The following is a 16011-nucleotide window of genomic DNA, read 5'->3' on the forward strand; positions in this document are numbered from 1 at the left end:
CTCCACGACTGCGGGACGTCTCCTGTAGGAGCGGCTTCAGCCGCGACGAGGCGTTCCCGGTGAAGCCCGGTCGCGGCTGAAGCCGCTCCTACGGAGAAAGCGGCACGCGGCGTGCGTTGCGCACGGCGGATGCAATGCTCGCTGCAGACACGATGCGTGCACGCACGCGTGAGTGTCAGCACCGCGTGAATGTTTGCTGTGTCTTGCGTCGCGCCTGGCGTCTCGCGGCGTGTGCCGCCATACCCTGCCACCCCGCGTCGCATCACATGCACGCGTATTTAATGTCATCCACACATTCCATTTGCGGCGATCGTGGTCTTGTAGCGCGGCTGCATCGCATCGCGCGGACCGGGTGCGCCGGCACCGTCGCGATCTTTGGAGGCGCGACTGCGTGCAGGCCCATCCCGGTCCGGTGTCTTTGCCATGCGACGGCGCGATCGGCGCTGCCGGCAACGGCGCGCAGAGGCGACGTGTCCTTCTCATTCGTCGAACGGGATCTTCCGAATGCATGTCTGCCTGCTGTCCTCCTTTCCTCCTCACGATGCGGCTGCGCTGGACGCGGCCATGGCGGCGGCGCAGGCACAGGGCTGCGATCACATCGTCTTGCCCAATCCGTTCGCGCAGGATGCGCAGGGTCGTCTTCACGACCCTGCAGCCGACGACGCGGCGGGCCAGACACAATTGCGCCACTGGCTGCAACGCGCCGAGCAGCATGGGCTGCGCGTGCTGCTGGATCTGCGCATCGACGAGATCGGCGGCGGCAGCCGCCTGCTGCAGGAACATCCGCACTGGTTCCGCGCACGCAGTTCGGCGCTGCCGGATCCGCGCGCCGAACGCGCCGCGCCGGACATTGCGGTGGGCCGCTTCGCCTCCGCGGAAGAAGGGGCGGGCCTGGCGCAGTGGTGGAGTGCGCGCCTGGCCGACTGGCTGCGCAGCGGCGTGGCCGGCTTCCGCGTGCTGCAGCCAGAGCGCATTCCGGCACCGTTGTGGCGCACGCTGATCGACGGGGTCCACGCCCAGGCGCCGCAGGCGCGGCTGTTGGCGTGGACGCCCGGGCTGGGCCTGGACGCGTTGCGCGGCCTGGCCGGCGCCGGTTTCGATGCCGCGTTCTCCTCGCTGGCCTGGTGGGACGGCCGCGGCGACTGGTTCTTCGACGAAGACAGCGCGCTGCGCGCGCTGGCGCGTTGCGTGGTCGCCACCGTCGACGACGAGACGGCTTCAGATACGCAACCGCCCTTGCCGCGCGCGCAGCGGCAGCGCCTGGCTGCCGCGTTCGGTGGCGCGTGGGCGATCGCCGCGCAGGACGTGTCGCCGGAGCACGGGCAGCCCGAGCACGCGCAGCCCGCGACGTCCGAGAGCGATGCGTCCACGCCGGCTGCGTCGTTGCCCGACGCCACCGCAGCGCTGCGGCTGCGCCCGCTGCTGCGCGACGGCGCGCTCACCGCCGTGGCGGTGGAGCCGCTGGACGCCGCGCCATGGCTGGTGCTGCTCAACAGCGACCGCGACCACCTGCTGCCGGTGCCGGGGCCGGCGTTGCTGCGCCTGCTCGGCGACAGCGAAGGTTTGCTCAGCGACCATGGCGAGCCGATCCAGGGCGAGCAGGGCGGCACGCTGGAAGCGGGCGAGGTGCGCATCTATCGCAGCCTGCCGGCGCGCCCGGTGCTGACCGCGGCGCGCGCACGCACCCCGGCCGAGGTCGCCGCCGGCGAGGCGCGGGTGTGCATCGAGTCGGTGACGCCGTCGGTGGACGACGGGCGTTTCCCGGTCAAGCGCACGGTCGGTGACAGGGTCTGCGTGGAAGCCGATGCGTTCTGCGACGGCCACGACCGCATCGCGGTGGCGCTGTTGTGGCGCGCTGCCGATGCGCGCACCTGGTCCAGCACGCCGATGCGCGCGCTCGGCAACGACCGCTGGCGCGGCGAGTTCCCGCTGCAGCGCCTGGGTCGCTACGAGTTCCGCATCGAGGCCTGGCGCGACGTCTACGCCACGACTCATGCCGACCTGGAAAAGAAGCGCGCCGCCGGTACGCTGCTGCCGGTGGACGTGCAGGAAGCGTTGGCCCAGGTCGAGGCGGCGCGCGGGCGCAGCCGTGGCGCATTGGCGACGCGCTTGAAAGCCATCGCCACCCGTATCGCCCGCACCGACGACCTGGCCGAGAAGGCGCAACTGCTGCTCGAACCCGACACCGCTGAAGCGATGGCGCGCGCCGACGCCAAACCGTTCCGCACCGAATACCCGATGACCTTCCGGGTCGAGGCCGAACGCCGCGCCGCACACTTCGCCAGTTGGTACGAATTGTTCCCGCGCTCGCAGAGCGGCGATCCGCAGCGCCATGGCACCTTCGACGACTTGATCGCGCGGCTGCCACACATCCAGGCGATGGGCTTCGACGTGTTGTACATGCCGCCGATCCACCCGATTGGCGAGAAGAACCGCAAGGGCCGCAACAACGCGGTGACCGCCGAGCCGGGCGAACCCGGCAGCCCGTACGCGATCGGCTCGGCCGAGGGCGGGCATACCGAGGTGCATCCGGAACTGGGCGGGCTGGAAGGTTTTCGCCGCCTTCGCGCGGCCGCGGCCGCGCATGGCCTGGAACTGGCGCTGGACTTCGCCATCCAGTGCGCGCCGGACCATCCGTGGCTGCGCGACCATCCGGATTGGTTCACCTGGCGCGCCGACGGCTCCATCCCGTACGCGGAGAACCCGCCGAAGAAGTACCAGGACATCGTCAACGTCGACTTCTACGCCAGCGGCGCGGTGCCGGCGCTGTGGAACGCGCTGCGCGACGCGGTGCTGTTCTGGGTCAACGAAGGCGTCACCCTGTTTCGTGTCGACAACCCGCACACCAAGCCGTTCCCGTTCTGGGAATGGCTGATCGCCGAGGTGCGTGGGCGCCATCCGGAGGTGGTGTTCCTGTCCGAGGCCTTCACCCGGCCCAAGCCGATGTACCGGCTGGCCAAGGTCGGCTTCTCGCAGTCCTACACCTACTTCACCTGGCGCCAGCACAAGGCCGAACTGCAGGCCTACATCGAGGAACTCAACAGCGGCGCGCCCAGCGAGTGCTTCCGCCCGCACTTCTTCGTCAACACGCCGGACATCAATCCGCTGTTCCTGCAGCACAGCGGGCGCAGCGGACACCTGATCCGCGCCGCGCTGGCGACCACGCTGTCCGGGCTGTGGGGCATGTACCAGGGCTTCGAGCTGTGCGAGGCCACGCCGCTGCCGGGCAAGGAGGAATACCTGGACTCGGAGAAGTACCAGTTGCGCGTGTGGCCGGAGCGTGCCCCGGGCGACATCGTGGAGGAGATCACCCGCCTCAACCTGCTGCGCCGCCAGCATCCGGAACTGCAGTCGCACCTGGGCACGCGCTTCTACGTCGCGCACAACGAGCAGGTGCTGTACTTCGGCAAGTTCCTCGATGCCGCGCACCTGGCGCGCGGCCGCAGCCTGGTACTGGTGGCGGTGAGCCTGGACCCGCATGCGGCGCAGAACGCGCAGATCGAAGTGCCGCTGTGGGAACTGGGCCTGCCCGACCACGCCAGCGTCGCCGTGCGCGACCTGTGGGACGGCCACGACTTCGCCTGGCACGGCAAGACCCAACACATCCGCCTCGATCCGTCGCGGCCGTTCTCCCTGTGGCGCATCCGCGCCGGAGTTCCTGCATGAATGTCGCCGCGCCGTCGTCCCCCCAACTCGAGCCGCGCGCACCGGCCGGCGATGCGCGCTGGTACAAGGACGCGATCATCTACCAGGTGCACGTCAAGTCGTTCTTCGACTCCAACGACGACGGCATCGGCGATTTCCCCGGGCTGATCTCCAAGCTCGACTACATCGCCGACCTGGGCGTGGACACGATCTGGCTGCTGCCGTTCTACCCCAGTCCGCGCCGCGACGACGGCTACGACATCGCCGAGTACATGGCGGTGCATCCGGACTACGGCAGCATCGCCGACTTCCAGCGCTTCGTCGAACAGGCGCACGCGCGCGGCATCCGCATCGTCACCGAACTGGTGATCAACCACACCTCCGACCAGCACCCCTGGTTCCAGCGTGCGCGCATGGCCCCGGCCGGCTCGCCGGAGCGCGCGTTCTACGTGTGGTCCGACAGCGACCAGGACTACGCCGGCACCCGCATCATCTTCTGCGATACCGAGAAGTCCAACTGGACCTGGGACCCGGAGGCCGGCCAGTACTTCTGGCACCGCTTCTACTCGCACCAGCCGGACCTCAACTTCGACAATCCGGCCGTGCTGGAAGCGGTGCTGGAAGTGATGCGTTTCTGGCTGGACCTGGGCGTGGACGGGCTGCGCCTGGACGCGGTGCCGTACCTGATCGAGCGCGAGGGCACCTCCAACGAGAACCTGGCCGAGACCCACGCCATCCTGCGCCGCATCCGCGCCACGCTCGATGCCGAATACCCCGACCGCATGCTGCTGGCCGAGGCCAACATGTGGCCGGAAGACACGCAGCAGTACTTCGGCGAGAACGCCGACGAATGCCACATGGCGTTCCACTTCCCGCTGATGCCGCGCATGTACATGGCGATCGCGCGCGAGGACCGCTTCCCGATCACCGACATCATGCGCCAGACCCCGGAGATTCCGGAGAGCTGCCAGTGGGCGATCTTCCTGCGCAACCACGACGAGCTGACCCTGGAGATGGTCACCGACTCCGAGCGCGACTACCTGTGGCAGACCTACGCGGCCGACCGCCGTGCGCGCATCAACCTCGGCATCCGCCGGCGCCTGGCGCCGCTGCTGGAGCGCGACCGCCGCCGCATCGAACTGATGACCTCGCTGCTGCTGACCATGCCCGGCACGCCGGTGCTGTACTACGGCGACGAGATCGGCATGGGCGACAACATCCATCTCGGCGACCGCGACGGCGTGCGCACGCCGATGCAGTGGTCGATCGACCGCAACGGCGGCTTCTCGCGCGCCGATCCCGCCGCGCTGGTGCTGCCGCCGATCATGGATCCGCTGTACGGCTACCAGGCGGTGAACGTGGAGGCGCAGCAACGCGACCAGTATTCGCTGCTGACCTGGACCCGGCGCATCCTGTCGGTGCGCAAGCGCTACCGCGCCTTCGGCCGCGGCACGCTGCGCTTCCTGTATCCCGGCAACCGCCGCCTGCTCGCCTACCTGCGCTGCCACGAGGACGAGACCGTGCTGTGCGTGGCCAACCTCTCGCACACGCTGCAGGCGGTGGAACTGGACCTGTCCGAATTCGAGGGCCGGGTGCCGGTGGATATTCTCGGGGGCGGCAGCTTCCCGCCGATCGGGCGGCTCACTTATCTGCTCACCGTGCCGGCGTTCGGCTTCTACGCCTTCCAACTGGTCGGCAATGCCACGCTGCCGGACTGGCACGTGCCGGCGCCGGTGCCGCTGCCCGATTACCAGACCCTGGTGCTGCGCGGCGGCACCGACAGCGCCGGCCTGCAGCCGCACCTGCCGACGCTGGAGCGCGACATCCTGCCGGCGTGGCTGTCCACGCGGCGCTGGTTCGCGGCCAAGGACCGCGCGCTGCGCAGCGTGCGCATCGCCTGGCGCACGCCGCTGTCCGGCGGCGACGGCCTGACCCTGCTGGAGATCGAGGCGGAACTGGACGATGGCGCGCATGAGCGGTACATCCTGCCGCTGGGCATCGTCTGGGAGCGCGAGCAGCCCAGCGTACTGGCCGAGCAGCTGGCGCTGGCGCGCGTGCGCCATGGCCGCGAGGTCGGCTATCTCACCGATGCCTTCGCGCTGAAGCCCTTCACCCTGAGCATGCTCGCCGCGCTGCGCGACAAGGCGGAGCTGCGCGTGGATGGCGAGGCCGACAATGATGCCGGCACCGAACGCATCCGCTTCTGCCCGACGCCCGCATTGCAGCGCGTGGACATTCCAGCCGATCCGGAGATCCGCTGGCTGTCGGCCGAGCAGAGCAACAGTTCGCTGATCGTTGGCGATGCCGCGGTGTTCAAGCTGCTGCGGCGCGTCTCGGCCGGCATCAACCCGGAGATCGAGATCGGCGAGCGCCTCACCACGCTGGGCTACGCCAACGCCGCACCGCTGCTGGGCCATGTCGCCCGCGTCGAGGCCGACGGCAGCGAGACCACGCTCGCGCTGCTGCAAGGCTTCGTGCGCAACCAGGGCGATGCCTGGCGCTGGACCCTGGATCACCTGTCGCGCAGCGCCGAGGAGTACGACGCCGCGCAGGACGATGCCGCACGGCTGGACATCGTGACCAGCTACGACGCCTTTGCGGCGATCGTCGGGCGGCGCCTGGCGGAGCTGCATGCGCTGCTGGCGCAGCCCAGCGACGCGCCCGCCTTCGCGCCGCAGGCCGTGGACGCCGCCGCCGCGCAGCAGGTGGTGGATGGAGTCGTGCACGAAGTGCAGGCGATGTGGGACACCCTGCTCGCGCATCGCGACGCCAACGACGACCCGGCCGAACACGCGGCGGTGGATGCCCTGCTGGCCGAACGCCCGCGCGTGGACGCCTGGTTGCAGCAGGCGCCTGCGCTGCTGTCCGGCGCACTGCTGACTCGTGTGCACGGCGATTTCCATCTCGGCCAGATCCTGGTCGCCTTCGACGACGTGGTGCTGATCGACTTCGAAGGTGAACCGGCCAAGTCGCTGGACGAACGCCGCGCCAAGGCCAGCCCGCTGCACGACGTCGCCGGTTTCCTGCGCTCGCTCGACTACGCCAGCGAAGTCTCCGCGCGCGGCGAGGAAGGCACCGCTGCGCGTGTGGGCGCGGGTTTGGATACCGCGCAGGAGGCGTTCCTGGCCGCGTTCCGCAGCCGCGCCAGCGCTGCGTTCCTGTCGGCCTACCGTGCGGTGCTCGATGCGAGCCCGCATCCATGGGTGGCGCCGGCCGCGTTCGAGGCCACCACCTTGCTGTTCCTGATCGAGAAGGCCTGTTATGAAATTCGCTACGAGGCCGCCAACCGCCCGGCATGGATCATGGTGCCCATACAGGGACTGTTGCGCATACTCGACCGCTTTCCCGCGCCCCAGGAGTCGATTCGATGAGTGATGCCGTCCACGTCTGGGACGACGCGACGCAACGCGCCTTCGCCACTGCTCGCCATGGCGACCCGTTCGCCGTGCTGGGCGTGCATCGCCTCGGCAATGCGCGGGTGCTGCGCAGCTACCAGCCGGGCGCCGATGCGGTGCTGGCGGTGCTGGAGGACGGCAGCGAAGTGCCGCTGCAGCAAGGACTGGAAGGCTTCTTCCACGCCGAACTGCCGCACGAGGGTCGCTACCGCCTGCGCATCCGCTGGCCAGGCGGCGAGCAGGACACCGCCGACGCCTACGCCTTCGGCCCGCAGCTGAGCGACTTCGACCTGCACCTGATCGGCGAAGGCCACCATCTGCACCTGGCCGACGCGCTGGGCGCGAACGTGGTCGAAGTCGACGGCGAGCAGGGCACCCGCTTCGCGGTGTGGGCGCCCAACGCCTCGCGCGTAGCGGTGATCGGCGACTTCAACAGCTGGGACGCGCGCCGCCACCCGATGCGCCTGCGCCACCAGGCCGGCGTGTGGGAACTGTTCGTGCCCGGCGTCGGCCCCGGCGCGCGCTACAAGTTCGCCCTGCGCGGCCCCCGCGGCGAAGACCTGCCGGCCAAGGCCGACCCGGTCGCGCGCCAGGCCGAACTGGCGCCCGGCACCGCCTCCATCGTCGCCGACCCCGCGCCGTTCCAGTGGCGCGACGACGCCTGGATGGCCACGCGCGCGCGCCGCCACGCCCCGCAGGCGCCGATCAGCGTGTACGAAGTGCATGCTGGTTCGTGGATGCACGCCGACGACGGCAGCATGCTGGACTGGGATGCGCTGGCCGAGCGGCTGATCCCCTACGTGGCCGACATGGGCTTCACCCACATCGAACTGCTGCCGGTCACCGAGCACCCGTTCGGCGGCTCCTGGGGCTACCAGCCGCTGGGCCTGTTCGCGCCGACCGCGCGCTTCGGCAGCCCGGAAGGGTTCGCCCGTTTTGTCGACCGCTGCCACCGCGAGGACATTGGCGTCATCGTCGACTGGGTGCCGGCGCATTTCCCCACCGACGCGCACGGCCTGGCCCACTTCGACGGCACCGCGTTGTACGAACACGCCGACCCGCGCGAAGGCTTCCACCGCGACTGGAACACCCTCATCTATAACCACGGCCGTCGCGAAGTCTCCGGTTTCCTGATCGCCAGCGCTCTGGAGTTCCTGCAGCGCTACCACGTCGATGGCCTGCGTGTGGATGCGGTCGCCTCCATGCTCTACCGCGACTACAGCCGCAACGCCGGCGAGTGGGTGCCCAACATCCACGGCGGCCGCGAGAACTACGAGACCATCGCCTTCTTGCGCCGGCTCAACCAGGTGGTGGCCGACCAGGCCCCCGGCGCCATGACCATCGCCGAAGAATCCACCGCCTGGCCCGGCGTCACCGCCGACCTCGCCCACGGCGGCCTGGGTTTCAACTACAAGTGGAACATGGGCTGGATGCACGACAGCCTGCACTACATCGAACTGGACCCGATCTACCGCCGCTACCATCACGGCGAGATGACCTTCAGCATGGTCTACGCGTATTCCGAGCGTTTCATGCTGCCCATCTCCCACGACGAAGTGGTGCACGGCAAGCGCTCCCTGCTTGGCCGCATGCCCGGCGACGACTGGCAGCGCTTCGCCAACCTGCGCGCCTACCTCGGCTACATGTACACCCACCCCGGGCGCAAACTGCTGTTCATGGGCTGCGAAATCGCCCAGCCCACCGAGTGGAACCACGACGCCGCGCTGCCCTGGCACCTGCTGGATCAGCCCAACCACCGCGGCATCCAGCGCCTGGTCCGCGACCTCAACCGCCTCTACGCCGAACACCCGGCGCTGCACGCCCGCGACGACGAACCGGAAGGTTTCGCCTGGGTCATCGGCGACGACGCCGGCAACAGCCTGTTCGCCTACCTGCGCAAGGCCCGCAGCGGCGATACCCCGCTGCTGGTGGTGGCCAACCTCACCCCGCAGGTGCACCACGGCTACCGCATCGGCGTGCCGCGTGCTGGCCGTTGGCGCGAACTGCTCAACTCCGACAGCGAGATCTACGGCGGCAGCAACACCGGCAATGGCGGTAGCGTGCGCGCCGAGAACGTTGGCGCGCATGGGCATCCGGCGTCGCTGGTGTTGACCATCCCGCCGCTGGCGGTGCTGGTGTTGGGGGTTGAGGAGTAGGGCGAGTAGGGCGAGAAAGCAAAGGGGCCGCGGCTAGAGCGCGGAAAGAGCCGGCTGCCCGGACAGAGCAGGCTGTTGTGGGAGGGACTTCAGTCCCGACGCTGTCCCAACCCGCTGTCAGCACCTGAGCCGCAACCTCAGGAGATGCCAAGGATTCGCACCGATCAGGTGCAGTCCTCGGTGCCTAACGCCCTGGGCCCACAGGCCGAGCGCAATTCTCGGCCCCGTCTACCGCCCCAGGCAGACAGCCCACCACCCCGACCGGTAAACTCACGCCCGCCTCGGCGCCTTCCTCTGCATGCGCGCCAGAGGCGCCAGCCGGCGGCAACGCATCGCCCGCCCGCTCCGGACGCGTCCGGGCCTATAGCTCAACGGTTAGAGCAGAGGACTCATAATCCTTTGGTTCCAGGTTCGAATCCTGGTGGGCCCACCATCAACATACAAGCGGTGTTGCGCCGCGCGCTCTTCAGTATGAGTAGACGCCAGGTGCGCAATTGACCCGTTGATTCCGTCAAGCTAGTTAATTGGGTGTCGATGGAATGAGCCGCTTGTATTTTCTTCGTCAGCTTAGAAGGTCCACGCTTGTTGTGCCATGAAGCCTTCAAGGGTGATGCATTGGACGTCGAAATACTGGCAGATGTTGGGAATCTTTGCGGACTTTTCCTTGAATAACTCCTCGGTTACTACCGCGCCTGCGCGCGCTTTTGCCGCAGCTATTACGAACGGATCGGCTACAGGTGTGCCTTTCAGTCGCTGCTTCTCACCAATAATACTTTGGAAATGATTGACCGCCAGGATTGAGGCTACGATCTGCAGCTCATGCATTGAAGGAGTGGTGAAGATGTGGCCGTTTTTCGCGATCCACCCATCAACATGCGGGTCGGGTGTGCCGCTCTGAAGTTCTCGCCTGACTTCTTTTGTTGAAAGCAAGGATCCGGCTTTTACCATGCTGTCTAATCCGGCCCATAGTGTTGCAAATACACCTGGGTAGTAATGTTTTAGCTTACTGAATGAGCTGGTGTCGAAGACATAGATCATTGCGATTTCCTTCGCAAAACGAGCTCCTCGAGACCGGGTACCTGAGACGCCTTTACTCCCAGGAAGTCTGCTGCCTTTTCCTGACTTAGTTGACCACGCAAATGTCTTGAAAAAACTTCTTTTAGCAGTTTGTCGCTGAGGTATGCGCCCTTTGACGCGTACCAGCTACCTCCACCGGGGCCTTCCTTCTTCTGTTGAGTCCATTCAAGGGCTTTGGCCTCATAAAATATCCTGGTTGCTCTGCCTCGATCAAGAAAGCGTCGGAGGATTGCTTCTCGACTTACCCCAAATGCGCGCGCAAGTTCTGAAAAGAATGAGTCTGGGAGGCTATCGACGTGTTGAGGTGCTCTTTCCGTGCGTTGGTTAAAAAGCGCAGAAGGAATCAATACCTCGGCGGCTACTGCATTGCAGAACACCTCAATGGCTTGCTCCTGTTTGGGCAAGCCGTTGATGTACGCGGTGTCAAACTTTGATATGCCGTTGATGGAAAAAAGTGCATGTGCGAGTTCATGCAGCAACGAAAAAATTTGACGAGTCTTTGTGGTGCTGTTGTTGATGTAAATTAGTGGGAATTCATCGTCTCTCAAGCAAAATCCAGAAATATTGGCCTGCTTGAAACTGTCCTTGAAGACGAATATTCCGGACTTCTCAATGGCTTCACGCCAAGCTTTTAGCGCATCCTCGTCCCGTACCCAAGAGGCTTGCATTTCGCTATCAATGCCAAGTGCGGAGCGGATATGATGAGCTTTCAATACAAGGTCATCGCCAATACTTAGCCTTACCTCATTCCATATTTTGGAATGGGCCGGATTATTGTTTTCGTAAAGCTCCTTCAGTCCTAGCTGGTAGGCGCGCGCCTTGCGTAAATGAAGATAGGTGTCCCTATCTAGCTTCGCGAGATCTTCGTCAGGAAGCGTACGAAATTCTTGTTTGGGAGATGCTTCCTTGGGCGGAGCTGGAAGAAAGAAAACCGCAAGGGGACGCTTGTAGAGGTCGTAAGCCAGCATTTCTAGTTGAGCGTAGGTGGGAGAAGTGTCACCGCGCTCCCAAGACTCAATCTCAGTAGTCTGTCGCTTCAGGCGCGAAGCGACATCGGCCACCGACATGCCGATGGACTCGCGTGCCCAGCGCATCACTGACGGCTGAACGGCGACTATTGTCTTAACCATCTCTATTCTCCATGGGACCAGTATGGCCTTCGCAGGGTGCTGTTGCCCAGTCCCAAGCATTGCGACTGGCCTTGTGCTTGTCTAGGACGGCGCCGAACGCCCGGTCCTGAGGATCTTGGGGTCAGGTTGAGCCACTCCCTATAACTCGGACACCTCAGAGCGAGGACAATCCTCGCACGGAGGTGTTCGACAGAAGCGGCAGCGGTTCACGGCGTAGTTCAAGCGGGAAGGCGGGAGATCGGCCAGCAGCCGTGATCGCGGGGGAGTTAGGCATCCCCGCGCAACCGTCTCTACAAGTGGGCCACGGATCTCGATGCGAAGGGCGCTGGCGCCTTTGGCGGCAGTGGCCGGCCCAACGCCAACCCGGATGAACTGGCCAAGCTGCAGCGAGAGAACGAGCGGCTGCCCTAAGAGAACGAAATCCCCAAAAAAGCGGTGGCGTACCTTGCGCGGGAGCTTGAATTGCCGAGCGTCGAAGGCGGAATTTGCGGCATGGTCTGCCAGGACGATGGAGTTCCGGCGCTTCGCGTACAATGCCGTGCCTCATCCGTCGGGAGAGCCGGCACTGCGGGTGATGCTGTAAAACGTCGGTCACTAGCCTAAGGAACGAAATTCGTGCGAGTGCTTGCGGTCATCGGTGTCATGGCAGTCATTAGCGGCTGTGCAACAAATCAGAAGAAGGCAGCCCCCGAAAAGAACGAGGCATCCGTCCGGTTTTATCCTGGCAAGACCTCCGCCGAGTTGAAAGTGGCTGCAGCGAAGGAATTCACTGCGCTTTCCCCCGGACAGATGCGCGTGGAAGTCCTGGAGAACGAGGTTCGGGCCAGGTACAGCTACAGCTATATGGCAAGGGGCATCGGCTACGTTGGTAATACCACTTCCTTCTCAGGTGTCCGTGCCGACGGAGCTACATGGTACACCGTGACAGTCCAGCAACAAGCTGGCGGGACGCTGGCGCAGTTCACTTATCTCAATGCGGAGCCTGCAGGTGTGTTCCACCCGGGCTTCAAGTCGAATTTGCCTGTGAGGGCTGAAGACAGTATCGAGGGATTTAAGCTCTTCCATGACCGGCTGGAGTATTTGGTTGGGATTCGTAAAGAGTGGACCCCTTGCCCAAGCTCGCCCGTGGGCGAACGCGAATTCATCGAAATCTGTGATCGGCGCGGCCTACACAGTTCCGCCCTCTGACATCGATATCTGGGTGAGGTTGACTAATCCGCGCCGACGCGATCTTATGCATTTTTCTACAAGCGTCTTGTTTTAAGTGTTGATAGCTCTTTTGGTTCGAGCGACTATCCATTCGCCGCGGCAAATTCCGTAGCCTGGTTTGGTCTCCCGAAATCACTTGGCGACTCCCACTCAAATGGAGGACGTCATGCCCGGTAGTGCTGCCGCTCGTTCAAAGACCAAATCCCCTCGCCGCACCGCCAAGCCCCAGTCCTGCTGGCTCAAGCTCGAATCGCCCGACCCCTTGGGGGCAATTGCCGCCGAACCGCTGCCCGGTGCAGCGTCGGCGCCGCCCGTCTGCCTTGATGCCGACAAGGTCGCCGCGCCCAGACGCTCGATCCCTCGCCCACCCAAGCAATGCACCATCGGCTACCGCTACTACGACGTGGAGCGCAATGGCATGCGGGTCGGGCGGCAGGTGCCGAGCTTGCGCTTGTATGGCCTATGGCTGGAAGGCATCGGCTTTGCGGTGGGTGGCAAGGTGCGGATCACGATGGCCAATGGCGCCCTGCTGATTACGATCGTGCCGGCGCCGCCGCCTGTGGCGAAGAAGCGACGCAGGTGTAAGGTGGCGCCGTAGCTGCTCGGTTTTGAAGGTGGGTTGCCGGGGCGGGGCCGTGAGCCGAAGCGCTTGACGGTGGAGATGACGCGTACCGGTCGCGTCGTCGCTACACGTCGGCGCCTTGAACGGAGGTTGCCTCCCATACGTTAGGCATCCGCTGCCCCGGTAGGCAATGCGGAAGTTGTGCGGCGATTGGCCGCCCAAATCATCGTAGAAAGTGCGGTGATTGCGCCAAGGAGGCCGAGGCCCAGGCATCGGGACCGATGCAGTAGGCCGAGGACATCGCTTATCGGTTTCCAGCAAATTCCACCATTGGCAGGCGCGTCATGCCCACGCTTGGCGCGTTCGCCAACCAAGCCCGCCTCCGCGCCACTTGCACCGCATCTCTGTCGTGATGCGTCTGTTCGACCATTCGGAACCCGGCGCCTCGGCGGGACGATCGTGCGCATCAATCGGATTACCCGAATATCAGCTATTTGAAATTTATTTCTTTTGCAGGTATTTTGCGTTTAGCTGGATGACGGGTGCCACCACAATGCTGCCACGCCACGTTCTGGTCACCGCGACGCAACTAGGCGCCACGCTGCAGGCCGCACGCAAGGCCCAGGGACTGACCCAGTCCGCACTGGCCAGCCGTCTCGGCCTGAGCCAGTCGCGGGTTTCCCATCTGGAGTTGAATGCTCATGCGTTGAGCGTCGAACAACTCTTGGCCTGGTGCGCGGCGCTGGGGTTGGAGCTGACCATCGGCACCCGTGGCGACCCTGCCGCGTCCTCCAGCACGCAGGCGGAGTGGTGAGATGGGGCGTCGATCGCACAGCCGCAGCCTCTCCATCTGGACCAATGGCGTTCGCGTGGCGCGATGGACGCTGCCTGCGCGCGGGGAAATGGAACTGCACTACGACGCGGATTGGGTGGGCGCCGACATTGGCCGGCCGCTGTCGCTGTCGCTTCCGTTCAACCTGCAGAACCAGCCGCTCAGGGGCGAGAAGGTCTTCAACTACTTCGACAACCTGCTGCCCGACAGCGATGCGATCCGCCGGCGCGTGGCGCAGCGCTTCACGGCGGCATCCACCGATCCGTTCGATCTGCTGAGCGCGGTCGGACGCGATTGCGTCGGGGCCGTGCAGATCCTGGGCGAGGACGAGGTTCCGCAGGATGTCGAACGTATCGACGGCGTACCGTTGTCCGAAGAGGACATCGAGCGGCACCTGATCGAAACCGTCTCGCCGCATGCCTTCGCCGCACACCGCGACCCGGATGCGGACTTCCGCATTTCCTTGGCTGGTGCGCAGGAGAAGACGGCCTTCCTGTGGTGGGAGGGGCGGTGGTACGCGCCGCGCGGCGCCACGCCGACCAGCCACATCTTCAAGCTGCCGATGGGCCTGGTGGGCGGTCGGAGGGCGGATTTCAGCACTTCCGTCGACAACGAATGGCTGTGCCTGCGGCTGTTGAAAGCGTATGGCTTGAACGTGGCCGATGCGCGCATCGCGCGCTTCGGCCAGCAGCGCGTGCTGGTGGTGGAGCGCTTCGACCGGCGCCTGGCGCACAATGGGCAGTGGCTCATGCGCCTGCCGCAGGAAGACTTCTGCCAGGTCGAAGGCTGCTCGCCGCTGCGCAAGTACGAGAACGAAGGCGGTCCAGGTCTCAAGGCCTTGTTCGGCACGCTGCGCCAGTCGGTCGATGCCGAGGCCGACATGAAGACGGTGCTGGCCGCGCAGGTGCTGTTCTGGTTGCTGCGCGCGCCCGATGGCCATGCCAAGAATTTCAGTATCCAGTTGCTGCCGCGTGGCCGTTTCCGGTTGACTCGGCTGTATGACGTGATGTCGGCCTATCCGGTATTGGGCGACGGCCCCCATCAATGGTCGCCCTACGACATCAAATTGGCCATGGCGTTGCTCGGCAAGAACAAGCATTACGCGATGCACAGCATCCAGCGCAGGCACTTCAGCAGCACGGCGCAGCGGGTCGGCTATGGGCCGACGGCCGAGCTGCTCATCGAGGAAATCCTTGCGCGCACGCCCGCCGCCATCGCCGAGGCGCGTGCGGACCTGCCGCAGGACTTCTCGCCGCGCGTTGCCGACGCCATCCTGGGCGGACTCCAACAGGCTGCCGCGGCGCTCGAGGGGATGACTGCATAACTAACGAAAAATGGGGAGAGGTGGCAGAGTGAACTTGTTCGCATCAGTTCCGAATGAGCAAGGACCCAAATCCATGTGGTGTGAGATGTGCTCTGACCCCAGGCTTCCAACCGTGGGCCATACTGCGCAGATGAACATCCGTCGATTGATCTTATGCCTCAGCTGGCTCTCGATCGCTGGCCCCGCGTTCGCAGGCGGCAGCCGCTGCGCTCTGCACGAATTCACCAGCTCGCGTGAGTTGCACCGGTTCCTGAGTCTTCGCGCCGTTGACGTCCTCAGGCAGGCAGAAAATTCTGGTAGCGGACTCGCGGATCTGGTTGCCCCAATGGCCACTTTTAACCTCGGTGCTGGTGACGTGGGTCGTCCGTTGGGCACAGGCATCGACGGCGCTCGTGCTCTTGCGCGAGCGATGCAGGCCGACTCGTATCGTTTCCTTGGTTGGGACTCCATGGACATGGCGCCCAATGCCTGCTCAGAGCGTGAGGTGGACGTCGAGGTCGAGTTCATCGACAGCCAAGGCAAGCGCGTTTCCCACGTGAAGTTCACGTTCGAGGTGGAGCGCGTTCGCTTAGTTAGCGCCACGGGCTGGGAACGATCGTTTGAAGCGGGTCGGTTGTAGAAGCGATCCGCGTCGAGCGGATTGATCCAGAGTGTCATTAGGCACTCTGGATCCTGGTTGCG

General features: G+C 65.1%; 10 protein-coding genes and 1 tRNA gene. 9 read left to right on the top strand and 2 right to left on the bottom strand.

Annotation, left to right across the window (positions count from 1 at the left end; all coding sequences use genetic code 11):
- Positions 1-504 precede the first annotated feature (504 nt).
- From PG878_RS03525 to PG878_RS03540, 4 genes are all read left to right on the top strand, one after another.
- Complete coding sequence (locus PG878_RS03525) at positions 505-3666, top strand: maltotransferase domain-containing protein (protein ID WP_209032155.1); 3162 nt, start codon at positions 505-507, stop codon at positions 3664-3666.
- Complete coding sequence (gene treS / locus PG878_RS03530; RefSeq protein WP_209032154.1) at positions 3663-7016, top strand: maltose alpha-D-glucosyltransferase; 3354 nt, start codon at positions 3663-3665, stop codon at positions 7014-7016. Before PG878_RS03525 ends, treS begins: the two co-directional genes overlap by 4 nt.
- On the top strand, positions 7013-9196 hold the full coding sequence (gene glgB / locus PG878_RS03535) for a 1,4-alpha-glucan branching protein GlgB (RefSeq protein WP_209032153.1): 2184 nt from the start codon (positions 7013-7015) through the stop codon (positions 9194-9196). Before treS ends, glgB begins: the two co-directional genes overlap by 4 nt.
- A gap of 357 nt (positions 9197-9553) precedes the next feature.
- Positions 9554-9629: transfer RNA gene (locus PG878_RS03540), tRNA-Ile, on the top strand.
- A 134-nt stretch (positions 9630-9763) separates the two neighbouring features.
- Here the strand turns inward: PG878_RS03540 and PG878_RS03545 are convergent.
- Positions 9764-10234: a PIN domain-containing protein gene (locus PG878_RS03545; protein WP_244672707.1), complete on the bottom strand. Its 471-nt coding sequence runs from the start codon at positions 10232-10234 to the stop codon at positions 9764-9766.
- The gene (locus PG878_RS03550; protein WP_244672706.1) at positions 10231-11403 is read right to left on the bottom strand and encodes an ImmA/IrrE family metallo-endopeptidase; all 1173 of its coding nucleotides are present in this window, start codon (positions 11401-11403) and stop codon (positions 10231-10233) included. Before PG878_RS03550 ends, PG878_RS03545 begins: the two co-directional genes overlap by 4 nt.
- 642 nt (positions 11404-12045) lie before the next feature.
- Between PG878_RS03550 and PG878_RS03555 the strand changes: the two genes are divergently transcribed.
- The 5 genes from PG878_RS03555 (at position 12046) to PG878_RS03575 (ending at position 15949) form a co-directional block, all read left to right on the top strand.
- On the top strand, positions 12046-12591 hold the full coding sequence (locus tag PG878_RS03555) for a hypothetical protein (RefSeq protein ID WP_311186018.1): 546 nt from the start codon (positions 12046-12048) through the stop codon (positions 12589-12591).
- 157 nt (positions 12592-12748) lie between these two features.
- On the top strand, positions 12749-13210 hold the full coding sequence (locus tag PG878_RS03560; protein WP_311186019.1) for a SymE family type I addiction module toxin: 462 nt from the start codon (positions 12749-12751) through the stop codon (positions 13208-13210).
- 376 nt (positions 13211-13586) lie between these two features.
- Positions 13587-13988 (top strand): helix-turn-helix domain-containing protein, encoded by a 402-nt coding sequence (locus PG878_RS03565; RefSeq protein ID WP_244672705.1) that lies wholly within the window; start codon positions 13587-13589, stop codon positions 13986-13988.
- An 88-nt stretch (positions 13989-14076) separates the two neighbouring features.
- Positions 14077-15330, top strand: a complete 1254-nt coding sequence (locus PG878_RS03570; RefSeq protein ID WP_244672704.1) for a type II toxin-antitoxin system HipA family toxin — start codon at positions 14077-14079, stop codon at positions 15328-15330.
- A gap of 112 nt (positions 15331-15442) precedes the next feature.
- Positions 15443-15949, top strand: coding sequence for a hypothetical protein (locus PG878_RS03575; protein ID WP_311186020.1), 507 nt, complete (start codon positions 15443-15445; stop codon positions 15947-15949).
- Positions 15950-16011: the final 62 nt, after the last annotated feature.

The organism is Xanthomonas hawaiiensis (assembly GCF_031834635.1).
GTDB lineage: Bacteria > Pseudomonadota > Gammaproteobacteria > Xanthomonadales > Xanthomonadaceae > Xanthomonas_A > Xanthomonas_A sacchari.